This is a genomic window from Leptolyngbya sp. DQ-M1, assembly GCF_039962505.1.
GTDB lineage: Bacteria > Cyanobacteriota > Cyanobacteriia > Leptolyngbyales > Leptolyngbyaceae > Leptolyngbya.
In genome coordinates, this window is sequence record NZ_JAMPLJ010000001.1 from 908011 (window position 1) to 933997 (window position 25987).

A 25987-nucleotide genomic window follows, 5' to 3' on the forward strand; every position below is an offset into this window, starting at 1 on the left:
ATAATAGCAGCACACTGCTAGATCTACATTGGAATGCCTAAACAACGGCTCGATACACTTTTAGTCGATCGCGAACTCTGCTCGTCGCGCCAACAGGCACAGCGACTGATTCAGGCAGGCGAAGTGCGAGTGGATCAACAAGTGATTGATAAGCCTGGAACTGAAGTCGCGATCGATGCCGCGATCAACATTCGAGCGAAATCACCGTTTGTCTCGCGGGGGGGTGAAAAACTCAGTAAAGCCTTGCAGGAATTCCAGATTGAAGTGAGCGATCGGGTCTGTCTCGATGGCGGCATCTCAACGGGTGGATTTACCGATTGCTTGCTGCAATCGGGTGCAAAGCAGGTTTATGGAATTGATGTAGGTTACGGACAAGTGGCTTGGAGTTTGCGTCAAGATCCGCGTGTCGTGTTGAGGGAACGGACGAATATTCGACATCTGAAGCCGGAAGAGTTGTACACCAATGATCAACCAATTCCTGATTTGGGGGTTGTTGATGTTTCATTTATTTCGCTGACTAAAGTTCTTCCTGCACTCTGGGAGCTTTTACAGCCGCCAAAAGAGGCAATTTTGCTCGTAAAGCCTCAGTTTGAAGTGGGGCGCGATCGTATTGGTAAAAAAGGCGTAGTGCGCGATATCAAAGATCAAACAGGCGCGATCGTGCAAGTGTTAGAAAGTGCACGATCAATCGGTTGGCAATATCAAGGACTCACTTGGTCGCCGTTGTTAGGCCCTGCGGGAAACATTGAATTTCTGCTCTGGCTTAGAACGGAACCCACAACGACAGCACTAGATTTTGAGCAGATCAAACAGTCGGTGCAATCTGCTCAGAAAGCGCTACTCCATTAATTGCTGATGAATTTCGATTCCCCGGTTTTGCATCGCTCGATCGAACAATTCTGTCGGGAGTGCTTGCTCGATCGCCCAAACTCCCGGTTTTTTCAGCTCACCCGATAACAGCATTTCCGCGACTGTGCCTGTTCCAATTCCGGCGGAAACTGCGGTATCGGGATGCGTCATGGTTGAGACACAGCGCACCGATCGACCATCTTTTTCTCCGGTAACTTCCGATCGAATCGCTACCCCAATTCCGCTAACGCGATCGGTGACATCGGTCATAAAGTGGCTGACATGAGACAAAAACTCAATCACTGCTTTCGTTTGCAGTAATTTTGGATGCCACCAACGCGCCACACTCCAAGTTAGATAGTTATAAAACGTGGGCACCGTTGCAAACTTAGTAATCACCGTTTTCACCGGAAATGTATCCGGCAGCGTGAAAGCTTCGGGCATATCAAACCAGTAAACACCGACCTTACCGTATTGTGGAAACTCGACAACTTCGCGATCGCTATACGGCTTCACCATTTGCCAGTCTCCGCCGATCCACGCTTCAAACGGGCGCTGCAATCCGAGAAACGTCGTTCGCATCACGGTAATACCCGCTCCACCAGAACCTGCAACTACATAGCTTAAATGAATTTTTTCTGCATAATCTAACCGTTCGACATCACGCCGCACCATGCTATTGGAAATACCTGGGAAAATACCTGTGTTAATAATTGCGGTAACGTCAGCGGATTCGGCATTTGATCGAAATGCCAGCGCTTTGCGAGTGAATGAAGGATGATCGCTGACATCAATGTAGTTAACACCTTGATCAATACAAGCTTGCAATACACTTGCATTACGGTAGTGAAACGGGCCAGCACAGTGAATTACTAAGTCTGACTGCGCGATCGCACCCTTTAACACCGCAGTCGCGGATAAATCGATCGCGCTAAATTTGACTCGCTCTCCCAGTTGCTGACTGACCTGTGCACCTGTGAGTAAATTGCGTCCGGCGATCGTAATCTCTGCATCGGTATGAGCAATCAGATCTGCTGCTACCTTACTACCGACTCGACCCGTACCACCGAGAATGAGAACTTGCTTTGTCATGAGCCATCATTCGTTCACGTTAGTTTCTGAAAAACCCAGCGCTGATTCCCAGCAAATAAGGCTTCTCATCCCTAAACGATACCAAACAAAAATCCAAGTCGATCGCTTCTCCAAATAGTGCAACAGTCCGTAAATTGCTGTGATTAGAAATAAACGACTATCATCTAAGCGATTTCAGCTTGAATTGCTTTGTACTGGGCTTGAAATTGAGGGTTCTGCTTAATCGCAGCTTCGCAAGCTTGTAGGGCGGCGTTGAATTGTCCCAACTTTCGGAGGCATTCGATTTGATAGTACCGCGCATAGTTGAGTGAATTTGCATCGCTGAACGCGCGATCGATTGCCTGGTTCAGCGCTCGTAACGCTTCTTCATACCGTCCTAATTGATGCAGGGCATATCCACGATCGGCTAAGACATGAGCGCTATTCGGTTCATATCGCAGATATTGATCGAGTGATACGATCGCTTCTTCGTACCGTTCAAGCTGGAGTAACGTATCGCCTCGTTCGTGCGCTAGATCTCGATAATCTGGGCGCAGAGCGAAGGCACGATCGTAACTTTCAAGGGCTGCTTCAAAGCGCTGATGTTTTGCGAGGGCTAAGCCACGTTCGTGCCACAGTCGAAAATCGTTGGGGTATTGTTTCAAGCCTTGCTCGTAAACCGCGATCGCGCCTTCGAGATTTTTCGCGTTTTCGAGTTGTTTGCCGTAACCGAGCCATTGCATCAGTTGCGTGAAAGGGAGGGGCTGATAAGGATCGAGTGCGGGTTGAGGTTGTTTTTTACGAAGGGATTGACTTGCGATCGCAATTCCAAGCACGATCGCGACGATGCCCCAACCCACGATGGGCGAACTCGGAGAAATTGAGATTGGTGTAGAAGATGGCTCTGAAGTCGTGAAGAGGTTTTTCGACATACGGCAGATGAGTCAACTGTCTCACACTCTAGCATTTTGCTCTGGGAGATTTTTCAGACATGAAGAGTGCGTTTATTAAGATGGCAATGTGCGATCCAGAGGGATGAATCGATCGCACATTGCCATCTTAAGGAATCGTTAAAATTCTCAAAATCCAAACCGCTTGCTTACCCGATTCTGATCCCATCGCTCCTGATCACGGTACGATGAGTAGATTGTTACTTTTGTTCATCTAACTAACGCGAACTGCTTATGAAGCGCTTATTGTCTCGCCTGCTGGCGCTAGTGATCGTTGTGGCGATCGGGCTTGTCGGATGCTCTCCTGCATCGGGCGGTCTGACGGGCAACTACCGCGATGACACGCTCGCCGTGATCAACACCCTCAAAACTGCGATGACGCTCCCCGCCGATGCACCGGACAAAGCGGCAATTCAAGCCGACGCACGAAAATTAATCAACGATTTTGCTGCTCGTTATCGTCGCGATACGTCTTTAGCCAAGCTGAGTTCTTTTACCACGATGCGAACGGCGCTTAATTCTCTTGCTGGGCACTATAGCTCTTACCCGAATCGTCCTGTCCCGCAGAAGATGGTCGATCGCTTAAACATCGAGTTCAACCAAGTCGAAGCTTCGCTAAAACGCGGCAACTAAATATTGATTTCATCTAGAAACCCCAGGCACGAGATAATCTTGTGTCTGGGGTTTTCTCATGTTTTTCAGCACGTGAGAATTTCGTAGATGCCTTAATTTGAGATTGGAAGCGCTGCAATTTTGCTGCCGGATTCTTGGAAGACAGATTGCCAAGCTGCATAACCCTGAGCGCTGAGGTGAATTCCATCTGTTGTGTACTCAGACAAAATCTGTCCATCTTGATCAACAAACTCAGAGTACAAATCCAGATAGCTTGCGCTTGCCCGTTGTGCGATCGCTTTTAACTGGGCATTGATTCCAGCAATTCGATCGTGCGGAATCCGGTGCGATCGCGTGGGCAAAATCGATTCAACAATAATTCTGGCATTCGGGTGCATCTCTTGCAGCTTTGTAATGATTCGCTGAATATTCCAGACAATCTCTGCATCAGTGGCACCCATCTTTAAATCATTCACGCCTGCCATGAGGTAAATCTCCGAGGGGCGCGTCTCTACTAGATCAGACAGTCTCGCCAAAATATTCCAGGTTGTATCGCCAGAAATGCCTTGATTTAGCCAGATTCGCGAAGACTGTAAGCGATCGCAAGGAAACCATAAACTCAAAGAATCGCCAAGTAGAATGGCAAGATCGCGATCGCTGCTCCGCTTGGATACAGCTTTGGATTCTTGCGCCAGCAGATTGCGCCATTGTTGATAAGTGGGCTGTAATGCCGCTCCTCGCCAAATTTCCGCAAAACTGTCGCTCGGCAATCGGGTATAAAGCTTGCCAATTTGCAGGGCGGCTAGACGCTGGACATAAAGCTGTCCACCCGACTGAGGCGCTTGACTCGAATTGGCTGCAATTTTCGTTGAAAACTCCGGCTCGAAGTTGGATGCGATCGGAGCGATCGGAGCCAATGGTAATCCACTCGGTACCGTTGGCACGTTGTCTGAAATGATTTCAGGGGACGCAACTGGAGTCGGGAACATTTCGAGACGCGAAAGAATCAGTGGAGATGAAGCGGAAGCCAACGCAGACAAAAAAGCCAATGCAAACGCTGTAGAGGTTGCCATAAACGAGCGGATAAACGCTAATTATCCTTAACGTGACAAATATCACACAGTCAGGATAGTTTCGCAATCGTAAGGTAGGCTTTTCTCTAAGATTTTTATTCAATTACAATAATCGCGCTTCATCAGAACTCTTGGCCTGTCGCGCTCTATCTGATTGGCTCAGTTTTATAAATAAATTCTGAGCCTTCCATCTGCAAAGGATCAATGTCAAGTTAGTATTCTCCCTAGAATCAGGCTGAACCTTGGGATGAGCCTGAAATTTCGTTGTCTGACAAATCTATCTCAAGAGCGTTTATTTTCTCTTAGATGAAGCTCTATTCATAGTCTTGTCCCTACGGGTTCGAGCATGAGCGACTTTCTTTCGGTGCTGGAGCAGTTTTCTCGATCGCGCATCCTTGTCATTGGAGAAGCGATGCTCGATCGCTATCTTTACGGCGGTGCTACGCGCTTATGTCAAGAAACTCCAGTTCCGGTCGTCACGTTGTCTCACGTGATCGACCAGCCTGGAGGAGCTGCCAATACTGCCATGAATCTGCAAAGCTTAGGAGCAAAGGTGACTCTACTTTCAGTCGCTGGTGGAGATTGGGAGGGAATCAGACTTCGGCAAGTGTTGCAGGGAATTGAAGGAGTTGTTAGCGCTAGCGATCGCACGACGCTCACAAAACAGCGTGTCATGGATGGCGATCGTTTATTGCTGCGGTTCGACCAAGGAAGTACCGAGTCGTTAACGACAGAACTAGAAGATAAGCTCATTACTGAACTCAAAACACAATGGAAAGATTATGATGCTGTAATCATTTCAGATTACGGCTATGGAATTCTGACGAATCGCATCATTGATACAATCGATCAACTTCAGAAGTATCGTCCTAAGAGCTTGATTGTTGATGCTAAGAATTTGCTAAAGTATCAAACTCTAGACGTAACCGCAGTTAAACCAAACTATCAGCAAACATCAGCTTTACTGAATCAGATTGAGAACGTAAACTCCTCCAGAGTTCAGTATGTGAAAAATAACGCAGAGCAAATTCTAGAGAAAACAGGAGCAAAAATCGTAGCGGCAACGCTCGATCGAGACGGCGTGATTCTGCTACAGCGCGATCACGCTCCGTATCAAATCCGCGCAAACCCAGCTTGTTCCACACAAACGATCGGCGCTGGAGATACCTTTACGGCTGCATTTGCGATCGCCTTGGCTTACACCAACAACGCCACGATCGCCGCAGAACTGGCAGCCGCCGCCGCCGCGATTGTCGTGCAAAAACCAGGCACCGCCCGATGTACCTTAGAAGAGCTCAAATCAAGATTTAGTCATGTCCTGGAACCAAGCTAAAAATCTACTTTGCATTCGTCTGGATACGATCGGCGATGTCTTGATGACCACTCCCGCATTTCGGGCACTCAAAACCGCCCTGCCCGATCGCCGATTAACGCTGCTGACTTCTTCTGCGGGAGCCGCGATCGCGCCCCTGATTCCTGAAATTGATCAGACGATCGTTTACGATTCTCCATGGCTAAAAGCAACTGCTCCCCGCGAATCGCCGCGCCCAGAATACGACATGATCGACCTGCTTCGACAACATCAGTTCGACGGCGCAATTATCTTTACGGTCTATAGCCAAAATCCTTTGCCTTCTGCGTTCTTGTGCTACCTGGCAGAAATCCCGCTCCGACTGGCGCACTGCCACGAAAATCCGTACCAACTGCTCACCGATTGGATCAAAGATCCAGAACCCGATCGCGGCATTCGTCACGAAGTCCAGCGCCAACTCGATCTCGTTACTGAAATTGGCGCAACCGCTGAAAATCAGCACCTTTCACTTCGAGTAGACCCCAGAGCGCACGATCGCGTGTCTCATCTGCTGAGTTCATTCAACCTGCCAAAGCGATGGGTTGTCATGCACACCGGCGCAACTGCTCCTTCACGCCGGTATTCGATCGAACAGTTCGCGATCGTTGCGGATCAGTTAATTCTTGAGCATGATTTCGCGGTGATTTTTACAGGGACTGCGATCGAACTCGATATCGTGGCTCAAATTCGGGCAAAAATGCAGGCGACGGCTCACTCGCTGGTTTGTCAATTAAGCTTAGGTGAGTTCGCAGCACTGATCGAACTTGCACCCGTCGTCATCTCAAATAACACTGCACCCGCGCACCTTGCCGCCGCGCTCGGAACTCCAGTTGTTGATTTATACGCTTTGACCAATCCACAACACACGCCGTGGCAAGTTCCTCATCGACTGCTGTTTCAAGATGTGCCTTGTAAGTATTGCTATAAGAGCATTTGTCCAGAAGGACACCACAACTGTTTAGCGCAAGTTGCCCCTGAAACCGTGGTAAAAGCAACCTGTGAATTGCTCGAAGAAGTAACACAAATGCTTGAAGTTTCGGCTTAAAAGTTATCAGGCTTAAACGTTTGCAAGCAGTTTAGCTGATTCTAAAAAGTCTCTCTTCCCTGGGACATTTTTGATTATCACTTCTGACAGATGGGTAACTACGAAGTCACTTGATACTTTGTATCTGTGAGCTAAAAACTTTTAGGAGAAACTGATTATGAATCTTATCGCTTGGATTATTTTAGGTTTGATTGCAGGCGCGATCGCAAAGGCAATTTATCCTGGAGATCAAGGTGGCGGTATTCTTGGCACAATTATCTTGGGAATTATCGGCGCATTCATCGGTGGTAGCCTTTTCACCTTCCTGACGACAGGGGCATTGAATCTAACCGCCGCTTCCTTGAGCTTTGGTGGTATCTTGATTGCAATCTTGGGCGCGATTGTTGCAATCTTCCTGTGGGGTCTGTTGACTCGTCGTGCTGCTTAGTTCAGCGATCTAGAGCATCCGCAATCTTTCTAATGACAAAAGCTTTCTCTGCATAAGTTCAGAGAAAGCTTTTAATTTATGGAAATTATTTAGTTTTAGGCTTGATCCAGACTAATTTGGGGTTAATTATTCTCCTTTCGGTTTTGCTTTATTGACGCGAAGCTCCCGACCCATCCACTCCGCTCCATCGAGTTCACTGATTGCAGCGTCCTCTTGGCTATCTTCTTGCATCTCAACGAACGCAAAGCCTCGCATCCGTCCTGTTTCTCGATCGGTGGGTAAGACAACGCGCTTTACCGTTCCATATTCAGCGAACACAGATTTGAGGTCGTCTACAGTCGCGTTGTAAGAAAGATTTCCAACGTAAATGGTCATGAGAATTTCCGAAACAAAGAGCAAAACTGGATTTTAACGGCGATCTCACTCAACAAATTGCTACTGAGTGACGGTTTTTGCGACCGGACTCCAAAGGAAATACTTCAGAAGCTTTTTGCGATTCGGATCGAATGGTTAAAATTCCGCTCTAATCATCGCTCTTTTCTTGCCATTCGGTTTGTTTTACTGACTACATCTTCATAAAAATATCGAATTTATTTGAAGCAATTTTTCAATGGATGGATTTCTGGACGTTTTTGAAGCGGTGCTGCTCAAGTCATCATCTTGAGCAGCACCCAGGTTTAATACTTAAACAGTCCTACGCCTTGAACTTTATATCCGGTAGGTTCAAGAATCTTTTGAGCCGCTTGTTTCCCGGAAATTGTTGCGCCTTCCATGCTGTCGATATAGTCTTGCTGGGTGTAGCTTCCGGCTAAGAAGAAATTTGCGATCGGCGTTTTTTGCGAAGGGCGGTACGGGTCTTTACCAGGTTCTTCGCGATAAAGCGATTGTGCCAGTTTTACCACGTTGTACCAAGTCATATTCAATTCCCGTGATGAAGGGAAGAGATCATGAATCTGTTTGAGGGCGTGTTTGGCTATCTCCTCATTGCTCATCGGCACAAAGGGATCGCCAGGAGTGAGAACCACCTGCATTAGTGAACCTTGTCCCTCGCGGTAATAGTCTTTCGGGCTGGTGAGCGCTAAATCTGCAAAACAAGAGAAATCTGCATCGGAGCTGTAGAGGAGATTGTCAATTCCTGCCGATCGCTCGACTTGATGCCGCGCTTGGGGATCATTCATTTCTGTTACCCAGCCATCAAACCGCAGTTGCACGGTCGCAACGGGAACCGCTTCTAGCTTGTAAATATTGTCAAATTCCTTGATGCTGCGCCATTCTTGCGGCAAGAGTCGCTGAATTCCAGGCACATCACAAGCGGCAAGATACACATCAGCAGTAATGATTTCTTCGGTTTCACCGTTTGCTATTGCTAATCCAGTCACTTTGGTATTCTGCCCTTCTCCTTCAAACAAAATCCGTCGGGTTTGTCTACGGATGTGGATTTTTGTACCTTTCGCTTCGAGGTAGTCAACGATCGGTTTATGCAGGTATTCCGCAGGCGATCCCGATAGCATATTTAATCGTGATGCTTCCGTTTTTGAGGCGAACATCATAAAGATCGTCAGCATACAGCGAGCAGAAATATTTTCGGTGTCAATAAATCCCAACGCCAGTGCGATCGGATCCCACATTTTCTTCAGGCTATTCTGCGATCCGCCGTGACTGCGAAACCAATCGGCAAAGCTGACGTTATCGAGGGCGCGAATCATTTTCATCGCCACATCAAAATTGATTAAGCCGGGAACGATCGGGCTTGTCCCAAGCGCAATCGCATTCTGCAATTTGTCTTGAATCGTTAACTGTCCGGTTGTAAAAAATGCTTTTAATCCATGAAACGGCGCACCGACCAAAAAGCGAAAATCGAGTTTTCCTAACTCCCCGCCCCGATTTACAAACGTATGGACATGCTCTTTGGGCAAGAGTTCATCATAAACGCCCACCTTTTTCATCAGCGCAAAAAGGTTTGCATAGTTGTTGAAGAAAACGTGCAAGCCCATTTCGATGTGATTGCCGTCGGCATCAATCCAACTGCCGACCTTTCCACCCACAAACGATCGAGCTTCAAAGATTTCGACTTCGTGACCCGCATCGACTAATTCCACGGCGGCGGCTAATCCTGCCAAACCTGCCCCAACGATCGCAACACGCATTCTGCAATTCCACTCGCGACTTTCTTAAGAAATTTTAACGCTCTTGTGTAATCAAAAGCTGAAATCGAGGCATTCTAACTGGGTCGAATTTGTTCCACTGTATGGGCTTTGGTATGAGCTTCGGTTTGATCAAAGGACTGTCGATCGTTTCGCTTTTAGGGTTGCTGATTGGCTGTAACCCTCTGCCAACTCGCATTGTGCAATACACCCCGCCCCGCCCTGTCGATCCGACTCCTTATGAGAAAAAAGGCTTTGTTTCGGGAAAAACTGCCGATCGACTGCCACCAAAATCTGAGATCAAAGTCCCGCGTACTGTCGTAGCAAAGCCAGGCAAAAAACTCTCGGAAGAAGACTTAAACACTTTGCTGAGTCAGGCAGAAGATAAAGCGGTGAGTGCCCGGAACCTAGCAGGATCGGCACAGTCGAAAGACGATTGGAATTTGGTCATCGAGCGGTGGAGGCTGGCGATCGATATTCTCAAGCCTGCGGCACAGTTACCGCGTGTCCGCAAATCACTCACAGAATACGAGCGCAATTTATCCGAAGCTCAGGTGCAAGCTAAGACAAATCCGCGTCAGCTTGATACCAGTGGTCGATCGTCCAGCAATGGAATTCCGTTAACCGTTAAATCCTCGCCATCGCCTTCCCCGTCGCCCTCAGCCTCACCATCACCTTCAGCGTCACCTTCGCCTTCTCCCTCGCCGTAATTCGATCAAAGTCTGTTCGATGCCAATACCATAGAGACGTTTCGGCGAAACGTCTCTACCAGAAATCCTGCGATCGCCCTAAACCAACGGGTAGGTTGGCAAACCATCAATGCTGACCTCATTGTTATCTTTGCGGTACTGCTCCAAGCCTTTGCTGCCTTTCTTGATCGACCAATTGATCAAAGCGTCGCGATCGCCCACAAAGTCATAAAGCGGAACCCCGCCACCGCAAGAAGTCGAGAGCGAATCGATCGCTAGTCGAACAATTTGCCGCGCTCCGGGAATCGGCTCAAACAAGGAATACAGCATGTCCCACTTTTCATGATTGGGGGAAATGACCGATCCAGTTCCGTAAAGTCTTAAGATGACGGGCTTTCCGATAAAGCTGCAAAACATAATCGTCATCCGCCCATTTTCTAGCAGATGAGCGCTGGTTTCATTGCCGCTTCCGGTGAGATCGAGATAGGCAACGGTTTGACGATCGAGAACGCGAAACGAATTAATCCCTTTTGGAGAGGCATTCACTCGACCGGCGATCGGAGCTGTCGCCGTAAAAAAGATGTGTTGTTCTTCGATAAATTGCTGAAGCGCGTCTGTCAGTTCCGGGTAAAACTTTGGCATTGTTCAATGCAGTAAACATGGCGGTTCACATTAACACTCTTTAGTTTTATGAACCGCTCATCGTTACATTTCTTAGTACCCGCTAATCTCATGCCCGGTTGCGGTAATCGCTTGCTTGAAGGTTTCTTCTGAGGCTTTCGCTTCAACCGTTACAGTCCTTTGCTCCAGATCGATATCGACCTTCGCGTCGGGTTCGTGCGTCAAAATTGTTGCTTTGATATCTTCAGCAGCTTCGGGACTATCCAAAGTGGGAACGTGCAGTTTTAATGCCATAACATTCAACTCATACAACACTTTCAATGGTGTTGGGATTCGCGCGATCGAGACCCCCACTTGAGATAGATTTTGTTGCAGAATATTGCGTTGTCCGGATTAAATCTTCGCTCTAGTGGAGAACACAGGTGCAGACTGCATAACTTTTTTCAATCGTCCCTATTGATAAATGATGGTCGCAGCTAAACATGCGGTGCCATTAGTATCCCTTTTCAAAAACGCCCCTATGAACATCCATCGCGGTATCGTTGCAGCGAGTCTTTTAGCCTTTGCCTGGATGAGTCCAGCCCTAGCAGCATCCGATCTCCTGACTCGCGGCGAAGTTTATAAACTCACAAACAGAGCGCAACTGCTTCAGAATAATCGTCCTGCTCGTCCTGCTCGATTAGCGGATGTGTTAGCACCTCAAGATGCAATTCGGACGGCGGCTCGATCGAGAGCAGAACTGTTATTTAACGAAGGTTCCCTGGCGCGGATTGGATCGAATGCGATTTTCCGATTTATCCCAGGGATGCGAGGTTTTCAGTTGCGAAACGGAACAGCGCTGATCATGAGTCCACCCACAACCGTCGCAACTCGGATCGAAACGCTCGAAGGACAAGCCATTGCAGAGCTACCGCCCAGCGCAGTTGATGTTCCTTCCACTAGCGAGCAGTTTCCGCCCCGCAGCTTGGCAATGGCAATTGTAGTGGATGGCACAAATAACAAAGCGCAGTTTTTCAATCTCACTAACAATCCGATTCGAATTCTCGATGCAAAAGGCAACTCCGTTCTCCTCAATGCGGGTCAAACGGTTGCAGTGCAAAATGGCGTAATCGGACAGGTGCAAACCTTTGATCTCAGACGGTTTTATCAAACCAGTTCCCTTGCCCTCGGCTTAGCACCCGGACAAGAAGCGACGATCGCGGCTGAATCTGCGCGAGTCCAGCAGACGTTGAACTTAGTCCGAGCAGCAACGATCGCAGCCTTGAATTTACAGGCACGTCAGCTAGAGGGACTCTGCACCCTGAATGCACGAGGCGGAGCAAGCACACTCAGCACCAATTGTGTCACCACTGATTCAGATGACCCGCTCAGAACATTCGAGGAGCGGCGCGATCTCACAAATCCCCGACCTGATCAGGGAAGACCCACCGATATTCCTGTAGATACACAACCTCCCCAAACACAGCCTCCTGGAACAACGCAACCTGGAACAACACAACCTGGAACACAACCTACGACCGGCCAAGGAACCGTCATACGCTAGTTCACTTGAGTTCAGCATTCACCTAGTAATTCTTATGCGACATATTCTGATTGCTTTCTCTGCACTTGCAGTTGTGGGAGTGGGTTGTCCTACCGTTGCACAATCCATTCCCGATCCGGTTTCCTCTCCCATCGATCGCGCTCCCGAAAACAGCTCACAAAACAACTCACAGTCGAATCTCGAGCCGCTTGATCCAGAAGACACAAAATCCGAACTGGGTGAAATTCAGATTATTGATCGCCCCCCGCCTCCGCGCCGTCAGCCGGATGTGCAATTGTTGGTGCGATCGTCTGCTTTCTCAAGCTCTAACATCACCGCTTTAGATGCCCTCAGAATTGGTGATGCGGTCTTCGTCAACAGTGCCCACCTGCTTGCAACCCCCAAACTCGGCGAGAACACGCGACTGATTGCGGCGGCAGGCGGCGGTATTACCCGCTTTGCCTCAGAAGGCGCTTCTAACTACAACTTCGTCAATTACAACGTTGCTGTTCAGCAGCGTCTTGCACCGGGAACCTTTGGACAATTGGGATGGGTGCAAGATACGCTGTACCGAGATTCAAACGGACAGCGATTGCTGCAAGACAATGCGGTTCAACTGATCGTAGGGCGACAAGACCAGATCAGTGAACAACTGCGGCTAGATTCGTTTTATGAACTCAGAGCGAGTTTTGCCAATCCAAATGAGCAAAGCCGCGTTACCAATACGATCGGCGCGAGGTTGCGCTACGACATTACGCCCACTGTGCAAGGTGCATTAGATTATCGACTCACGTTCAAGAGCTTTACGCAGGTTGATCGATCCGACACCGAGCATCAAATCAGCGCGTTAATGACCTACAACATCAGCCCCGATGTCTTCTTGACGGGATCAGCCTCCTACTTATTGGGTCGATCGTCGAATAGCGCCATTAACCTAGATAACCTTTCCTTTGGTCTGGGATTGGGCTTTAACCTGCCGCTGTTCTAAGCCTGCATATTCTAAGCCTGCATATTCTAAGCCTGCATATTCTAAGCCTGCATATTCTAAGCCTGCAATTGTTTCCAGCGCTGCTGTAAGTCAACGATCGTATAAACCGCTCGAAACTTCAAGCCCTGCTGTTGATAAAACTCTGCCCCTCCTTGTTGACGATCGACGAGCGAAATGACTTCCTCGACTCGATAGCCCGCATCGCGCAGTCGATCAACTGCTTTCATCGCCGATTGTCCGGTTGTCACCACATCTTCTAACACCACAACCGGACTTCCCTGCGGCAGCGTTAATCCTTCGATATACGCCTGTGTGCCATGTCCTTTCGCTTCTTTACGCACAATCAGCGCCGCGATCGTGCGCCCTTCATACGCCGCGACAACGCTGGTTGCAGTGACGATCGGATCAGCCCCTAGCGTCAATCCCGCCACCGCCACCGTTTCCGCATCCAGCAGCGATAATAGGACTCGACCTACTGCCAGCGCTCCTTGAGGATGCAGCGTTACCTGTTTTCCGTTGATGTAGTACGTGCTGCGCTGTCCCGAAGATAAGAGAAAATCACCCTCGCGATACGCCCCTGCACAGAAGAGATCCAACAGCCGATCGCGCACCTCATCGATCGCGGCAGTTACCCAAGGAAATGATTTTGCGTCGAACTTAGTTACATTTGTCATATACGGGCAAACTAATGAATGTTACGTGGCAAAAATTAGAGACTTGGTTAAATTCATCACTCGAATCGCAAAATATACGGACTCGATCGAAGAAACACCAGTCTCGCTGTCACCCTTTAACCAATCATTGAGGATAAAGACTATGGGCGTTAGGATCAAGAGCCTGATTCGCGCAATTGGATTTAGCGCTGTTTCGAGCATGGTTGCCATGTCCGCGAACGCGCAAGATTCTGCATCTTCCGTGTTCCGTCCCCGCGAAGTCATCCCGAATGCAGTCGATCGTGCATTTTACGGTGCCTTGGGCGAGTTTTCTGATCGCAATCCCCTCAGAACCACGCAAACCATTCTAGGTACACCGTTTGGCTTTCCTGAGAACCAAATTTCTCGCGATGGTGAGCGGGTTCATCGCCTCTATGTGGATTTGCTCAATCAGCAAGTTTCAAGCGATCCGATTATTCGGACGGCTGATCTGCCCAATCCGTTTAATCTCTCAGTGTTGACGCTACCGACTGCCAGCAATCCGATCGCAGGCAGCGAATTCTCGATCGATCAGCCTTTAGATCCGCAATTCCCAGTCCAGGCCGTCCCGGTAGCGCAGCCCCCACGCCCAACACAACTGCTTCCCCAACGGTTTTAAAGGGTTTGGATTTTGGATTTTGGGTGACGCTAAAATCCAAAATCTTTTTAATCCAGGGTGCAGGAGTTGAACCCGCCTAAGGCGAATTATGAGTTCGCTGCCTAAACCGCTCGGCCAACCCTGGAACTAGCCGTATTGTAGCTGAGATTTTTCGGGTCTGTTCAAAAAATCGATCGCACACTCAAGTCTGCTCAAATTCAAATTTGCAGCATACAATTGCTGATGTAATCATTGCCCGATCGCTCATGAAAATCAATCCTACCGTTGCCCTCACGTTTTTATTGCTCGTTCTGATGACGGGAGCAGGCGTATTTACTGGAGCGTTGGGATTTGCGATCGGGCGGGAAGCGCTCAAGGGCATTACCCAACCAGATTCACGCCCAACGAATAAAGGAACAGCTCAAAACTCTAGTGTGCGCGAAGATATCGTGCTGCTTAAAGAAGAAGACATTCTAAAAACCGTGAAAGGACGAACAAGCGCTGGGCGTTCTAGTTCACCCAGTCCCAATGCTTCTCCTCAATCAAACTCAGAAGAAGCCAAGCCTGCGTCCAATGCCGCCGCTAAACTACCGATGACGACTCAAACGAATGGAGTCGCGATGGATGTCACAGGCATTCGCAAGCAGGGTGAGTTTCTCTTGCTTGATGTTGCGCTGAAAAACAACAGCAATCAACCCGTAAAATTTCTCTACAGTTTTCTCAATGTCACCGATGATAAAGGACGCTTGATTGTGGCGGATACCGCCGGATTGCCGCCTGAATTGCCGTCAAAGAGCGATCGCTTTACCGGAACGATTAGCATTTCCACGTCGATGCTTGATGATGCTCAAAAAATTTCGCTGCAACTGAGCGATTACCCCGATCAGAAGCTTCAACTTAAGATGGCAGATATTCCGATCAAATCCCCTTAAACTGATCTACTCTGGCAATGTTCATCTTAAGCGCTCAATGACTGCTTCTATTCCGCCCGTGTTGGCAGTTCCGACCCAGGATTTAAGTTTTACCGATATCGGATTGCGATTTCTTTCAGTATTGCTGCTGATTGCGATCAATGCCTTTTTTGTGACTGCGGAATTCTCGATCGTCTCGGTGCGCCGCTCCCGAATTAATCAATTAGTCGATGCTGGAGACGTGCAAGCCCGAACGGTGCAATCGCTCCAGCGCAGTATTGATCGATTGCTCTCCACCACGCAGCTTGGCATTACGCTGTCGAGTTTGGCGCTGGGCTGGATCGGGGAATCGACAATGGCAGTGGTCGTTGCGGTGTGGTTGAATCACTTGCCATTGCCCAGCGCATGGATTCAGCCAATTTCACACTCACTCTCGACGGCGATCGCGTTTCTGATGATTGCTTATTTACAGATCGTATTAGGTGAACTCTGTCCCAAATCCGTCGCGCTTTTATATTCAGAAGAAATTGCCAGATTTTTAGGTCCGTTTAGTTTAGCGATCGCTCGATTTTTCAATCCATTCGTCTGGGCATTAAATCAATCCACTCGATTACTATTGCGCTTGATCGGCATTCAGTACACCGGACAGGGTTGGTATAACCAGGTCACACCCGAAGAGTTGCAGCTCATCATCGCAACTTCAACCGAATCGAGCGGACTGGAGCAAGAAGAACGTGAACTGCTGAGTAATGTCTTTGAGTTTGCGGAAGTTTCAGCCGAATCGGTAATGGTACGTCGTCCTAGCATGATCACGTTACCGATCGATGCGACAGTCCGCGATCTACTCGTCGAAGTCGCGGAAAGCGGACATTCTCGCTTTCCCATTACCGGAGAATCGCTGGATGACATTTGCGGGTTTGTGCATCTGAAAGAATTTGCAGAACCGTTGGTACAAGGAACATTGGATCTAGAAAGTCCGATTAAACCCTGGATTCAGCCGGCTCGATTCGTGCCAGAGTACACGACTTTAGGAGAATTGCTCAGCTTGATGCAGCGCGATCGACAACATATGGTGCTAGTCGTCGATGAGTTCGGGGGTACAGCAGGATTAGTCACAATTCAGGATTTAGTCACTCAAATTATTGGGGATCCGCCTGAATCCGAAAGCGATGAAGATCAAGAGATTCAGATCGTCGATGAGAATACCTTCTTAATCCAAGCGCAAGTCGATGTCGAAGAAATCAACGATCGACTGCACCTCGGTTTGCCCATGATGGATGAGTACCAAACGCTGGGAGGCTTTCTGTTTTATCAGTGGCAGAAAATCCCACACAAGGGCGAAACGCTGCAATATGCCAACTATGAGCTAACCGTTGTCTCCGCAGAAGGGCCACGCCTACACGAAATTCGGGTGCATCGGATCGAAACACCCGCCATGCTCGATGAATTCTCTAAGCCGGATTAACCCGCATCAAAGGCTGTCCATATTCTACGGGTTGCCCGTTCTGCACTAGCACTTCGACAACCTCGCCCGCGACTTCGGCTTCGATTTCATTCATCACTTTCATCGCTTCGATGATGCAAACAACCTGCCCTTTTTGGATGCGAGTCCCAATATCAGCAAAAGGCGGCTCATCCGGAGAAGGAGCGCGGTAGAACGTGCCAACGATCGGCGAAACCACATCAACGAGCTTGCGATCGCTGATGGGTGCAGCGCTGGGTGCTTCCGGTTTTACAGGTTCAGGCGGCGGTGCAACTACAGGTTGAGGCATTACACCCGGAACAGGCGCGATCGCAGGCGCTTCGACTCGCGACCCGCGCCGTACCGTCAATTCAAAATCATCTGCTTTTAACGTTAATTCCGAAATATCTGTTTGATTTAACGTCGTTAATAATTCACGCAGTTCAGTGAGATCCAGTGGCACAGTATTGGTACTCCTCAAAAATCGGGGTCGAGATCAGAAAAAGCGAAGAGAGATTCTCTGATCTCTGACTCATTATTCTTTCTCTCTTCCCAAATAAGTATCATTTCGGGTATCGATTTTGATCTTTTCCCCGATGGTGATAAACAAGGGAACCATCACTTGTGCGCCTGTTTCGACGATCGCGGGTTTTGTGCCACCCGTTGCGGTATCGCCTTTCACGCCCGGATCGGTTTGCGTCACTTCGAGAACGACAGAGTTGGGCAGTTCTACTTCGAGAACTTGCTCGTTCCAGCGCACGACGTTCACTTCCATGCCTTCTTTGAGGTATTTGACGCGATCGCCAATTTGCGCCGCGCTGAGACGACCTTCATCGTAGGTCTCCATGTCCATAAACACATACTCATCACCTTCTTTGTAGGTGTGCTGCATCGTGCTTTTTTCGAGCGTAGCTTGGGGAACCGTTTCCCCTGCCCGGAAGGTGCGTTCAACCACGTTGCCGTTTTGAGCATTCTTCAGCTTGGTGCGAACAAATGCAGACCCTTTACCCGGTTTAACGTGCAAAAACTCCACCACGCGCCACACTGAGCCATCAAGCTCAATACTGACACCGGGGCGAAAATCGTTACTGGAAATCATGACTTTAAATAAATGGGGAGAACGTTCGGCACTTCATTTTACCGCTCACTGATCGCTTTTTATCGCTCCCCAACATGGGACAATCAAAGCGGGCTGACTGATCTCTAGGTTTTAAGCTGTATGTCTTTTTGTAATGTTTCCTTCAAACGCTCTGTTGGCGCACTGATTTGTACGATCGCGCTCTTGATCGGGGTTGCCGCGCCTGTTTACGCGCTTCCTCAAGGGAATGCGATCAAAGATCCAAAAGCATTATTGCGCTATGCGTTGCCGATCGACAATGACGAAATTCGCCAAGTGCAATCGAGTCTCGAAGAGATCTCGACTCAACTGCGAGCAAATCGTCGCTGGGGAGCGGTCACTTCAGATTTGAATCGAGCAGATCGGATTTTGTCGCTGAAAAAAGATAAAATTTTGGCAAGTGTGGTAGACGATCGCAAGCCCGAAGCCGAGCAATTAATCGAGCAGCTAAAAGCCGGAATCGCGGAACTGACGGAAGTTGCTGCTGCGAAAGATAAGTCAAAAACATTAGAGAAGCGGGCGGAATTGCTCGATAAAGTGGGCGATATTGAATCGGCGATGGTGACTGGCTTTCCGTATGAAGTGCCGCAAGAGTACAACAATCTGCCGCAACTGAAAGGACGAGCCACGATCGCAGCCAAAACCTCGAAAGGTGATTTAACGATCGTGGTGGATGGTTATAGTGCACCCGTGACGGCTGGAAACTTTGTCGATCTGGTACAGCGCGGTTTTTATAACGGCTTACCCTTTACTCGCGCTGAAGAATCTTACGTGCTGCAAGTTGGTGATCCACCCGGAAAGGAAGTGGGATTTGTTGACCCGAAAACAAACCAATATCGGGCAGTTCCACTCGAAGTCTTAGTGAAAGGCGATAAGGTTCCGACCTACGGCATTACTTTAGAAGATGCAGGACGCTACCTTGATCCCCCTGTGCTACCGTTCTCAGCGTATGGTGCTTTGGCGTTGGCACGTCCTGACTTTGATCCCAATGGTGGATCGTCTCAGTTCTTTTTCTTCCTGTTTGAGCCAGAATTAACTCCAGCAGGTGCAAACTTGCTCGACGGTCGATATTCGATTTTCGGCTTTGTGACGGACGGAGCAGATGTTTTGGGACAACTGAAAGCAGGAGATACGATCGAGTCAATGAAAGTTGTAGATGGCTTAGAAAACCTGGTCGAGCCAAAAGATGCTTAAAAGAAGCAGCGCTACTAACTTCAAAACTTAGTAGCGCTGCCTTCAAGATGATGCCGTAATTTGCTTTAGGATTCCTATGGACGAGAGTGACTTCAGTAGCAATCAGCGTAGCTATACGTTCCAAGCCGTTGAAGTATGCCTAGCATTCGTCACCTCTTAAATTTATGTCTCTGACCGTTCAAGATATCGGCGAACAAGGGTTATTAAAGCGAGTTCAGGCATTCTGTCCGAGTGCGATTGTTGGAGACGATGCTGCTGTTTTGCCCACAGAACCGGGAAAATCACTGGTCATTACTTCTGATGTTCTCGTCGATGGTGTGCATTTTAGTGACCGAACCACACCGCCAGAATCCGCAGGTTGGAGAGCGATCGCTGCAAATCTTTCGGATCTCGCTGCAATGGGAGCCTTACCGCTTGGTATCACAGTCGGTTTAGGTCTACCGAAAACAACGCCCGTAGAATGGGTCGAACGGCTTTATCAAGGAATGTCGGATTGTTTGAACCGGTTTGGTGGAACGATCGTCGGCGGAGATTTATGTCGATCGCCTGTAGTTACGTTGGCAATTACTGCGTTTGGACAAGTTGATCCAGATCGTGTGATTCAGAGATCGACCGCTCAACCAGGTGATGCCATTTTCGTCACCGGAGTTCATGGCTCATCTCGCGCAGGTTTAGAAATGTTGTTGAACTCTGATCACGCTCCAGAACGAGCTTCTCTGATTCGCGCTCATCAATATCCGATTCCGCGATTTGATCTACCCCAGTTTTCGGGTCGTGTTTCTGGCATGGATAGCAGCGATGGACTCGCAGACGCAGTGCTGCAAATTTGCCGGATGAGCGGAGTTGGGGCAAAGCTCGATCGTGCGTTGATTCCGATCAATCCTGCCTTAAAGCAATGGGTTTCACCCCAACAAGCGATCGACTGGGCACTCTACGGCGGTGAGGATTTCGAGCTTGTTTTATCTTTACCGTTCAAGCAGGCGCAACAGTGGGTGAAGCAAGTGAAAGGATCAGCGATCGTCGGTGAAATTACTTCTGATTTGGCAGTTCAATTAATTGATTCTTCGGGTGGGTTTGACGATCGACCTTTGAGCTTAGAACAGGGATTTCAGCATTTTAGCGGCTGAGAACCTGCGTTACTGTAGGCATAAGCGACTGAAATTCGCTGCGTTTTCTCTGGCAAGCTCCCATCTAACAAAAATTCCCGGTCGCACACTGGTGCGACCGGGAATTTCATCAAAAAGAACTCTCTTATTTTTCCCACTTCTGGGCAACAACTTCAGCCAGGTCAACCACTCGCTGAGAATAGCCCCACTCGTTGTCATACCAAGCGACCACCTTCACCATGTCGCCGCCCATCACCATCGTCAAAGCCGCATCGATAATCGATGATTCATCGGTTCCCGCGTGATCGCTGGACACCAACGGCAGATCGCAATATTTCAGAATTCCTTTGAGCGAAGTTTCTGAAGCCTCTTTCAGCACTGCATTCACTTGATCGGCGATCGTGCTTTTCTCCACGTTCACCACAAGATCCACAACCGAAACGTTCGGAGTCGGAACGCGCAATGCAATCCCGTTCAGCTTTCCAGCCAGTTCGGGGAGGACGAGCGCAACCGCTTTCGCTGCACCGGTCGAAGTCGGTACAATGTTAATCGCCGCTGCCCGTGCCCGACGCAAATCCCGGTGGCTCGCATCAAGAATCCGCTGATCCCCAGTGTAGCTGTGGGTCGTCGTCATCGTACCTTTGATAATGCCAAAGTTTTCGTGGATCACTTTCGCGATCGGCGCTAAGCAGTTCGTCGTACAGCTTGCGTTACTGATGATGTGGTGCTTGTGATGGTCGTAATCTTCGTGGTTCACTCCCACGACAAACGTCCCATCTTCATTCTTGCCAGGCGCAGTGATCAGAACCTTTTTTGCACCTGCATTGAGATGCTTGGTTGCGCCCTCTTTCGAGATGAACACACCCGTTGATTCGATGATCAGATCAATGTCCCAAGCCCCCCAGGGTAGGTTTTCGGGATTGCGATCGGAGGTGCATTTAATCGTCTTACCGTTCACCGTGATCGTATTCTCGTCCGCACTCACTTCGCCGGAGAATTTACCCAGCATCGAGTCATACTTGATCAAATGCGCGTTCGTTCTGGGATCAGACGTATCGTTAATCGCAACCAAATCCAGTCCCGTCGTCTGCCGCCCTGCCCAGCATCGCAAAAAGTTGCGTCCAATACGTCCAAAGCCGTTGATCGCTACTCTAACCACTGCGTCTTGCCCTCTGAATATAAATACCTATTGATGAGTCACATCATACCGTAAAAGGCAGCCGACTTCTCATCAACAAATGAATTGGGATCAGCAAGGCATAGCAAAGTCATTCGATCGCAGCCTCTACTCCTCAAGATAGAGCCAAAGAAGGTCAACCGAATCATTAATCTTCAGAACGACGACGGGCAAGCTAAAAAATAGATGCTATTTCAAAATAGTTGTGGCAAAATCTGTAGCACTCTGACGAATAAGACTGCAACTTGGGGGTGATTTTGGCAATAAATTGGAATTCGATCGAGGCACTCTTACAAGTCCTTTGAAAGAAGATTCGATCTAAAACAAATTTGAGTCAGCAGAACTTAGAAGCAGGGTTGATTCGGCGCTCTTCAGCGCATAAAAGATTTTAATTTTTCAGGAATCAGCCCGAATTTAAGTGAAGAGAATTGATTACAGTCCATCTAGAGTGACAACTTTGCAATCAGAATAATTCTTAGCTAGACTAAATCGTTTTGAATTGCGCTGAAGCGGCATTCTAGGAAGGCAAACTAGCTATCAAATTGTTTCAAATTACCGTATCGGTAAAAAGAGATCCTTGATATGATAGCGCGTGACATTGGTGTGGTGTGTAAGGAGAAAAATGCTGAGTTCCGTTGACTTCAGCGGCAGACCATTTCATTTTATCGGTATCGGTGGAATTGGAATGTCGGCCCTAGCTTATGTCTTGTTAGACCGTAAGTTACCTGTATCGGGTTCCGATCTGCGATCGAGCCATATTACCGAGCGATTGCAAACCTCAGGCGCACAGATTTTTATCGGGCAAGATGCCTCAAATTTTGATCGTTTGCGATCGCGGACGACAGTGCCGCACCCTGTCGCAATCGGGGCTAACGTTGCCACGCTGGTTCCGCCTCAGAGCAAAACCGAACTGCCGCAAGTGGTTTGCTCCACCGCAATCAATCCCGCCAATCCTGAATACCGAGCCGCATTAGAGTTAGGCTGTCCCATCTTTCATCGATCGGATATCCTCGCTGCATTAATTCAGGAATATCGCAGCATCGCAGTCGCCGGGACTCACGGCAAAACCACAACGAGCAGCCTGATTAGCTACATGCTTCACGGAGCAAATCTTGACCCTACCGTGATTGTCGGCGGTGAAGTGAAAGCTTGGGAAGGCAACGCCCGCATCGGCCAGGGCGAATACTTGGTTGCAGAAGCCGACGAATCCGATGGATCGCTCGTAAAATTTGCGCCTTACATCGGAATCATCACCAACGCCGAACTAGACCATCCCGACCACTACAGCACCCTTGATCAAGTCGTCGAAACGTTCCAAACCTTTGCGAATCGCTGCAAAGTGACGATCGGATCAATTGATTGTGAAACGGTACGAGATCGCATCACACCCACCATTAGCTACAGTCTTGATCCTGCCACAAACGCAGATTACACCGTCGATCAAGTCCAATATCGCGGAGATGGCACAACCGCGCGAGTGTGGGAGCGAGGACAAGTCTTAGGACAGATTAAACTCCAAATTCTCGGCCAGCATAATTTGAGTAATGCACTCGCCGCGATCGCGGTGGGTCGGTTATTGGGGCTGGAGTTTCAGACAATTGCAGCAGCGATCGCACCGTTTGAAGGAGCGCGTCGTCGGTTTGAGCATCGGGGTGATTATAACGACGTACTATTTATCGATGATTACGCTCACCATCCGAGCGAACTCCGGGTGACTTTGGCAGCCGCACGCCTGCAAGCCGGGAAAACTCATCCGCGTCGGCGCGTTGTAGCGATTTTTCAACCGCACCGCTACAGCCGCACTCAAACTTTTCTAGCAGAGTTTGCGGAATCGTTTGGGGATGCTGATGTGGTTGTTCTCAGTGACATCTACAGCGCTGGAGAAGCGAATACCGGGGAAATTAGCGGTCAGACGCTCGCGAATCTGGTTGCAACTCATCATTCCAGTGTGCACTACCAACCATCCCTTGCTGCGATGGGCGATTTTCTAGCCAAACTTCTGACTCCGGGCGATCTTGCGATCTTTCTAGGGGCTGGAAATTTGAATCAGATTATCCCCGATGTGATGGCTTACCAACAGGGCGTTGAGAAAGCTGCTTCCTAGAAGTCGCACCCCCAATCTTGCTTGTAAGTCGTGCTTGTTGTGTTTCGTGCAATGGAGATCTAACCGTAACTCTAGCGATAGGTTGCGGTTAGATCTCGGGTTGAAGCCATACCTGTAGAAATGTTATGACACTCTCTATTGATTCTCGGACTGTTCATTCACCTGGTTCCGACGGTTCTCGATCGCCTAATGCGCTGGATCAACCGATTCGGTCTAAGATACTCACGATTCCGATCGTTGGTAGCGACGCTGTGCTGAAAGCTAATGTTCTCCTCGCCTCACTGACTTCATTTCGAGTCGGCGGACCTGCGGACTGGTATGCCGCACCCCGAACCCTTGAAGAACTACAAGCCTGTTTAGAGTGGGCGCATTCACAGGACGTACCGGTGACGATGCTAGGAGCGGGGTCGAATTTGCTGGTCAGCGATGCAGGCTTACCGGGGTTAGTGGTTTCAACCCGGCATCTACGGCACATTGAATTTGACGATGCGAACGGGCAAGTCACCGTAGGCGCAGGTGAACCGTTACCGCGTCTCGCTTGGAAACTCGCCGATCGAGGATGGCAGGGATTTGAATGGGCGGTGGGAATTCCGGGAACGGTGGGGGGTGCAGTGGTGATGAATGCAGGCGCACACAGCAGCAGTGTCTCGGAAATCTTGGTGAGTGCAACGGTATTGCTACCCGATGGAACGACGCAGATTCTTACGCCAGAGGAGTTGAAGTACGAATATCGCACCTCGGCTCTACAGGGCGGTTCGCGCTACGTGACTCAAGCAACCCTTCAACTGCGTCCGGGTGCGGATCCCACCGCAGTGAACACGGTTACAGCGAACCACAAACAACAGCGCCAGAACACCCAGCCGTACCATTTACCGAGTTGCGGCAGCGTGTTCCGCAATCCCGGAAACTATAAGGCAGGCTGGCTGATTGAGCAGGTGGGCTTGAAGGGCTATCAGATCGGGGGCGCTCAGGTCGCGCAACGTCATGCGAATTTTATTCTCAACTGTGGGGGCGCGACAGCCTCGGATATTTTTCAACTGATTCATCATGTGCAACAGCGAGTGCAGCAGGAATGGTCGCTGTTGCTAGAGCCAGAAGTGAAAATGCTGGGTGAATTTTAGAGAGGGTAGGGAGATCCCTATACAATCGAGAATTTCCAAGTGCGTCGGATTTGCGCCTCGATGTCATAATAAAGCAGTTTGATGGTGTCTAGTGATTTCGATCGCTTTGGGCACCGCTATTCCACTCGTAACTTAATTAGAACGTTATGTCACAAGGACAGGGATTTGGCTTCGGGCTTGGCAAAATGCGCGAATTGACTGATGCCATTAAAAAAGCACAGCAGGTTCAAGAAGGCGCGAAACGGCTTCAGGAAGAACTAGAGCAAATGGAGATCGTGGGCGAATCTGGCGGCGGTCTGGTGAAAGTGACGATGAGTGGAAATCAGGAGCCGCTAAAGGTTGTGATTTCGCCAGATGCGCTGAAAGAAGATGCAGAAACGCTGTCTGATTTGGTTTTGGCAGCGACTCGTACCGCTTACGAAAACTCGACTGCAACCATGCGCCAGAAAATGGAAGACCTGACAGGCGGATTAAATTTGCCAGGATTGGGTTAAGGCGAGATCGTTCAAACTTATGATTAAACCGAGCTAGACTTTCATGGCTCGGTTTTTTAGCGTGGATGGATTAGAAACATGGCATATCGCTTATTGTTTGTGTGTTTGGGCAATATTTGTCGATCGCCCTCTGCCGAGAATATTATGAATCACTTAATTCAGCAGGCGGGATTAGAGCATGAGATTGTTTGTGATTCGGCGGGGACATCGAGCTATCACATCGGCAGTCCGCCCGATCGCAGAATGACGGCGGCGGCAAAACTGCGGGGAATTCAGTTAGTCGGGCGGGCGCGACAATTTGAACGATCGGATTTTGAAGAATTTGATCTGATTTTGGCGATGGATCACGACAATTATGAGGCGATTTGCTCGATCGATCCGGCTGGAACTTATCGCGATAAAGTTCAATTAATGTGTAATTTCTGCACAGAGCACACGCTGCGGGAGGTTCCTGATCCTTACTACGGTGGGCAAGAAGGATTTAACTTTGTGATCGATTTGCTGCTGGATGCGTGTCAAGGATTGTTGGACTTCATTATTAAGGAACAGAACTTAACGCCCTCTTCCGCCCGCTCGATCGAGCGATCGTGATAGACTAAACACATTCAACACAATTCCGAGCGGCATACCGGGAATAAATGCTTACGGCAGCTTGAGAATCATCAAGTG

The 25987-nt window shown here is 49.0% G+C and carries 28 protein-coding genes and 1 tRNA gene; 17 read left to right on the forward strand and 12 right to left on the reverse strand.

Going from position 1 to position 25987, the window contains the following annotated elements; genetic code table 11:
• The first annotated feature begins 33 nt into the window (after positions 1-33).
• Complete coding sequence (locus NC981_RS04415; RefSeq protein ID WP_348241683.1) at positions 34-849, forward strand: TlyA family RNA methyltransferase; 816 nt, start codon at positions 34-36, stop codon at positions 847-849.
• On the opposite strand, the gene NC981_RS04420 is transcribed toward NC981_RS04415, so the two are convergent.
• Together NC981_RS04420 and NC981_RS04425 are read right to left on the reverse strand one after the other, a co-directional pair.
• The gene (locus tag NC981_RS04420) at positions 838-1941 is read right to left on the reverse strand and encodes a saccharopine dehydrogenase NADP-binding domain-containing protein (protein ID WP_348241684.1); all 1104 of its coding nucleotides are present in this window, start codon (positions 1939-1941) and stop codon (positions 838-840) included. The genes NC981_RS04415 and NC981_RS04420 overlap by 12 nt on opposite strands.
• A gap of 164 nt (positions 1942-2105) precedes the next feature.
• Complete coding sequence (locus NC981_RS04425) at positions 2106-2852, reverse strand: tetratricopeptide repeat protein (RefSeq protein WP_348241685.1); 747 nt, start codon at positions 2850-2852, stop codon at positions 2106-2108.
• A gap of 252 nt (positions 2853-3104) precedes the next feature.
• On the opposite strand from NC981_RS04425, the gene psb27 reads away from it, so the two are divergent.
• Positions 3105-3503 (forward strand): photosystem II protein Psb27, encoded by a 399-nt coding sequence (psb27, locus tag NC981_RS04430; RefSeq protein WP_190378837.1) that lies wholly within the window; start codon positions 3105-3107, stop codon positions 3501-3503.
• A 92-nt stretch (positions 3504-3595) separates the two neighbouring features.
• On the opposite strand, the gene NC981_RS04435 is transcribed toward psb27, so the two are convergent.
• Positions 3596-4555 carry a GDSL-type esterase/lipase family protein gene (locus tag NC981_RS04435; protein ID WP_348241686.1) on the reverse strand — a complete coding sequence of 320 codons (960 nt, stop codon included), beginning with the start codon at positions 4553-4555 and terminating at the stop codon, positions 3596-3598.
• Between the two features lie 346 nt (positions 4556-4901).
• On the opposite strand from NC981_RS04435, the gene NC981_RS04440 reads away from it, so the two are divergent.
• From NC981_RS04440 to NC981_RS04450, 3 genes are all read left to right on the forward strand, one after another.
• Positions 4902-5888: a PfkB family carbohydrate kinase gene (locus tag NC981_RS04440; RefSeq protein WP_348241687.1), complete on the forward strand. Its 987-nt coding sequence runs from the start codon at positions 4902-4904 to the stop codon at positions 5886-5888.
• A complete protein-coding gene (gene waaF, locus NC981_RS04445) occupies positions 5869-6951 on the forward strand; it encodes a lipopolysaccharide heptosyltransferase II (RefSeq protein WP_348241688.1) in 1083 nt (360 codons plus the stop codon). The genes NC981_RS04440 and waaF overlap by 20 nt, the downstream gene beginning before the upstream one ends.
• A 157-nt stretch (positions 6952-7108) precedes the next feature.
• Positions 7109-7378, forward strand: coding sequence for a GlsB/YeaQ/YmgE family stress response membrane protein (locus NC981_RS04450; protein ID WP_190378841.1), 270 nt, complete (start codon positions 7109-7111; stop codon positions 7376-7378).
• Between the two features lie 126 nt (positions 7379-7504).
• Here the strand turns inward: NC981_RS04450 and NC981_RS04455 are convergent, their stop codons facing one another.
• Together NC981_RS04455 and zds are read right to left on the reverse strand one after the other, a co-directional pair.
• Positions 7505-7753, reverse strand: a complete 249-nt coding sequence (locus NC981_RS04455; RefSeq protein WP_190378842.1) for an RNA-binding protein — start codon at positions 7751-7753, stop codon at positions 7505-7507.
• A gap of 302 nt (positions 7754-8055) precedes the next feature.
• Positions 8056-9525 carry a 9,9'-di-cis-zeta-carotene desaturase gene (zds, locus tag NC981_RS04460; protein WP_348241689.1) on the reverse strand — a complete coding sequence of 490 codons (1470 nt, stop codon included), beginning with the start codon at positions 9523-9525 and terminating at the stop codon, positions 8056-8058.
• Between the two features lie 113 nt (positions 9526-9638).
• On the opposite strand from zds, the gene NC981_RS04465 reads away from it, so the two are divergent.
• Entirely contained in the window at positions 9639-10232 is a 594-nt protein-coding gene (locus tag NC981_RS04465; RefSeq protein ID WP_348241690.1) for a hypothetical protein, read from the forward strand.
• 78 nt (positions 10233-10310) lie between these two features.
• Here NC981_RS04465 and NC981_RS04470 read toward each other — a convergent pair whose 3' ends face one another.
• A complete protein-coding gene (locus NC981_RS04470) occupies positions 10311-10853 on the reverse strand; it encodes a pyridoxamine 5'-phosphate oxidase family protein (protein WP_348241691.1) in 543 nt (180 codons plus the stop codon).
• A 72-nt stretch (positions 10854-10925) separates the two neighbouring features.
• A complete protein-coding gene (locus tag NC981_RS04475; protein WP_190378846.1) occupies positions 10926-11126 on the reverse strand; it encodes a cation transporter in 201 nt (66 codons plus the stop codon).
• A gap of 226 nt (positions 11127-11352) precedes the next feature.
• Here NC981_RS04475 and NC981_RS04480 point away from each other — a divergent pair, with 226 nt between their 5' ends.
• Both NC981_RS04480 and NC981_RS04485 read left to right on the forward strand, forming a co-directional pair.
• Positions 11353-12375 carry a hypothetical protein gene (locus NC981_RS04480; protein ID WP_348241692.1) on the forward strand — a complete coding sequence of 341 codons (1023 nt, stop codon included), beginning with the start codon at positions 11353-11355 and terminating at the stop codon, positions 12373-12375.
• Between the two features lie 34 nt (positions 12376-12409).
• Positions 12410-13342: an outer membrane beta-barrel protein gene (locus NC981_RS04485; RefSeq protein ID WP_348241693.1), complete on the forward strand. Its 933-nt coding sequence runs from the start codon at positions 12410-12412 to the stop codon at positions 13340-13342.
• A 56-nt stretch (positions 13343-13398) separates the two neighbouring features.
• Here the strand turns inward: NC981_RS04485 and pyrE are convergent, their stop codons facing one another.
• Positions 13399-14016, reverse strand: a complete 618-nt coding sequence (pyrE, locus tag NC981_RS04490) for an orotate phosphoribosyltransferase (protein WP_348241694.1) — start codon at positions 14014-14016, stop codon at positions 13399-13401.
• 142 nt (positions 14017-14158) lie between these two features.
• Between pyrE and NC981_RS04495 the strand changes: the two genes are divergently transcribed.
• Positions 14159-14653 carry a hypothetical protein gene (locus tag NC981_RS04495; protein WP_348241695.1) on the forward strand — a complete coding sequence of 165 codons (495 nt, stop codon included), beginning with the start codon at positions 14159-14161 and terminating at the stop codon, positions 14651-14653.
• Positions 14654-14704: 51 nt separating this feature from the next.
• On the opposite strand, the gene NC981_RS04500 is transcribed toward NC981_RS04495, so the two are convergent.
• Positions 14705-14777 (reverse strand) — tRNA-Ile (locus NC981_RS04500).
• A 121-nt stretch (positions 14778-14898) separates the two neighbouring features.
• Here NC981_RS04500 and NC981_RS04505 point away from each other — a divergent pair.
• Both NC981_RS04505 and NC981_RS04510 read left to right on the forward strand, forming a co-directional pair.
• Positions 14899-15564 carry a hypothetical protein gene (locus NC981_RS04505; protein WP_348241696.1) on the forward strand — a complete coding sequence of 222 codons (666 nt, stop codon included), beginning with the start codon at positions 14899-14901 and terminating at the stop codon, positions 15562-15564.
• A 37-nt stretch (positions 15565-15601) separates the two neighbouring features.
• On the forward strand, positions 15602-17008 hold the full coding sequence (locus tag NC981_RS04510) for a hemolysin family protein (protein WP_348241697.1): 1407 nt from the start codon (positions 15602-15604) through the stop codon (positions 17006-17008).
• Here the strand turns inward: NC981_RS04510 and accB are convergent.
• A complete protein-coding gene (accB, locus tag NC981_RS04515; RefSeq protein ID WP_190378853.1) occupies positions 16995-17468 on the reverse strand; it encodes an acetyl-CoA carboxylase biotin carboxyl carrier protein in 474 nt (157 codons plus the stop codon). The two genes, NC981_RS04510 and accB, sit on opposite strands and share 14 nt — an antisense overlap.
• 72 nt (positions 17469-17540) lie before the next feature.
• On the reverse strand, positions 17541-18104 hold the full coding sequence (gene efp, locus NC981_RS04520; protein WP_190378854.1) for an elongation factor P: 564 nt from the start codon (positions 18102-18104) through the stop codon (positions 17541-17543).
• Between the two features lie 120 nt (positions 18105-18224).
• Here efp and NC981_RS04525 point away from each other — a divergent pair, with 120 nt between their 5' ends.
• The gene (locus NC981_RS04525) at positions 18225-19316 is read left to right on the forward strand and encodes a peptidylprolyl isomerase (protein ID WP_348241698.1); all 1092 of its coding nucleotides are present in this window, start codon (positions 18225-18227) and stop codon (positions 19314-19316) included.
• A 164-nt stretch (positions 19317-19480) separates the two neighbouring features.
• Positions 19481-20443, forward strand: a complete 963-nt coding sequence (thiL, locus tag NC981_RS04530; protein WP_348241699.1) for a thiamine-phosphate kinase — start codon at positions 19481-19483, stop codon at positions 20441-20443.
• A gap of 124 nt (positions 20444-20567) precedes the next feature.
• Here thiL and NC981_RS04535 read toward each other — a convergent pair whose 3' ends face one another.
• Entirely contained in the window at positions 20568-21581 is a 1014-nt protein-coding gene (locus NC981_RS04535; RefSeq protein ID WP_190378857.1) for a type I glyceraldehyde-3-phosphate dehydrogenase, read from the reverse strand.
• Positions 21582-22221: 640 nt separating this feature from the next.
• On the opposite strand from NC981_RS04535, the gene murC reads away from it, so the two are divergent.
• The 4 genes from murC to NC981_RS04555 all read left to right on the forward strand — a co-directional run bounded on the left by murC (position 22222) and on the right by NC981_RS04555 (position 25909).
• The gene (gene murC / locus NC981_RS04540) at positions 22222-23703 is read left to right on the forward strand and encodes a UDP-N-acetylmuramate--L-alanine ligase (protein WP_348241700.1); all 1482 of its coding nucleotides are present in this window, start codon (positions 22222-22224) and stop codon (positions 23701-23703) included.
• Between the two features lie 125 nt (positions 23704-23828).
• Entirely contained in the window at positions 23829-24824 is a 996-nt protein-coding gene (gene murB / locus NC981_RS04545) for a UDP-N-acetylmuramate dehydrogenase (RefSeq protein WP_190378859.1), read from the forward strand.
• A gap of 146 nt (positions 24825-24970) precedes the next feature.
• The gene (locus tag NC981_RS04550; RefSeq protein WP_190378860.1) at positions 24971-25318 is read left to right on the forward strand and encodes a YbaB/EbfC family nucleoid-associated protein; all 348 of its coding nucleotides are present in this window, start codon (positions 24971-24973) and stop codon (positions 25316-25318) included.
• Positions 25319-25396: 78 nt separating this feature from the next.
• Positions 25397-25909: a low molecular weight protein-tyrosine-phosphatase gene (locus tag NC981_RS04555; protein WP_190378861.1), complete on the forward strand. Its 513-nt coding sequence runs from the start codon at positions 25397-25399 to the stop codon at positions 25907-25909.
• The last annotated feature ends 78 nt before the right edge of the window (positions 25910-25987 follow it).

Bases quoted from the DNA above. Each gene is read 5' to 3' on its own strand.
- zds (WP_348241689.1), bottom strand. From the start codon at position 9,525: ATGCGTGTTGCGATCGTTGGGGCAGGTTTGGCAGGATTAGCCGCCGCC.
- efp (WP_190378854.1), bottom strand. From the start codon at position 18,104: ATGATTTCCAGTAACGATTTTCGCCCCGGTGTCAGTATTGAGCTTGAT.
- waaF (WP_348241688.1), top strand. From the start codon at position 5,869: ATGTCCTGGAACCAAGCTAAAAATCTACTTTGCATTCGTCTGGATACG.
- NC981_RS04470 (WP_348241691.1), bottom strand. From the start codon at position 10,853: ATGCCAAAGTTTTACCCGGAACTGACAGACGCGCTTCAGCAATTTATC.
- NC981_RS04510 (WP_348241697.1), top strand. From the start codon at position 15,602: ATGACTGCTTCTATTCCGCCCGTGTTGGCAGTTCCGACCCAGGATTTA.
- NC981_RS04455 (WP_190378842.1), bottom strand. From the start codon at position 7,753: ATGACCATTTACGTTGGAAATCTTTCTTACAACGCGACTGTAGACGAC.
- NC981_RS04465 (WP_348241690.1), top strand. From the start codon at position 9,639: ATGAGCTTCGGTTTGATCAAAGGACTGTCGATCGTTTCGCTTTTAGGG.
- NC981_RS04480 (WP_348241692.1), top strand. From the start codon at position 11,353: ATGAACATCCATCGCGGTATCGTTGCAGCGAGTCTTTTAGCCTTTGCC.
- psb27 (WP_190378837.1), top strand. From the start codon at position 3,105: ATGAAGCGCTTATTGTCTCGCCTGCTGGCGCTAGTGATCGTTGTGGCG.
- NC981_RS04555 (WP_190378861.1), top strand. From the start codon at position 25,397: ATGGCATATCGCTTATTGTTTGTGTGTTTGGGCAATATTTGTCGATCG.
- NC981_RS04440 (WP_348241687.1), top strand. From the start codon at position 4,902: ATGAGCGACTTTCTTTCGGTGCTGGAGCAGTTTTCTCGATCGCGCATC.
- murC (WP_348241700.1), top strand. From the start codon at position 22,222: ATGCTGAGTTCCGTTGACTTCAGCGGCAGACCATTTCATTTTATCGGT.
- NC981_RS04505 (WP_348241696.1), top strand. From the start codon at position 14,899: ATGAAAATCAATCCTACCGTTGCCCTCACGTTTTTATTGCTCGTTCTG.
- NC981_RS04485 (WP_348241693.1), top strand. From the start codon at position 12,410: ATGCGACATATTCTGATTGCTTTCTCTGCACTTGCAGTTGTGGGAGTG.
- thiL (WP_348241699.1), top strand. From the start codon at position 19,481: ATGTCTCTGACCGTTCAAGATATCGGCGAACAAGGGTTATTAAAGCGA.
- NC981_RS04495 (WP_348241695.1), top strand. From the start codon at position 14,159: ATGGGCGTTAGGATCAAGAGCCTGATTCGCGCAATTGGATTTAGCGCT.
- pyrE (WP_348241694.1), bottom strand. From the start codon at position 14,016: ATGACAAATGTAACTAAGTTCGACGCAAAATCATTTCCTTGGGTAACT.
- NC981_RS04420 (WP_348241684.1), bottom strand. From the start codon at position 1,941: ATGACAAAGCAAGTTCTCATTCTCGGTGGTACGGGTCGAGTCGGTAGT.
- NC981_RS04475 (WP_190378846.1), bottom strand. From the start codon at position 11,126: ATGGCATTAAAACTGCACGTTCCCACTTTGGATAGTCCCGAAGCTGCT.
- murB (WP_190378859.1), top strand. From the start codon at position 23,829: ATGACACTCTCTATTGATTCTCGGACTGTTCATTCACCTGGTTCCGAC.
- NC981_RS04435 (WP_348241686.1), bottom strand. From the start codon at position 4,555: ATGGCAACCTCTACAGCGTTTGCATTGGCTTTTTTGTCTGCGTTGGCT.
- NC981_RS04550 (WP_190378860.1), top strand. From the start codon at position 24,971: ATGTCACAAGGACAGGGATTTGGCTTCGGGCTTGGCAAAATGCGCGAA.
- NC981_RS04425 (WP_348241685.1), bottom strand. From the start codon at position 2,852: ATGTCGAAAAACCTCTTCACGACTTCAGAGCCATCTTCTACACCAATC.
- NC981_RS04525 (WP_348241698.1), top strand. From the start codon at position 18,225: ATGTCTTTTTGTAATGTTTCCTTCAAACGCTCTGTTGGCGCACTGATT.
- NC981_RS04415 (WP_348241683.1), top strand. From the start codon at position 34: ATGCCTAAACAACGGCTCGATACACTTTTAGTCGATCGCGAACTCTGC.
- NC981_RS04450 (WP_190378841.1), top strand. From the start codon at position 7,109: ATGAATCTTATCGCTTGGATTATTTTAGGTTTGATTGCAGGCGCGATC.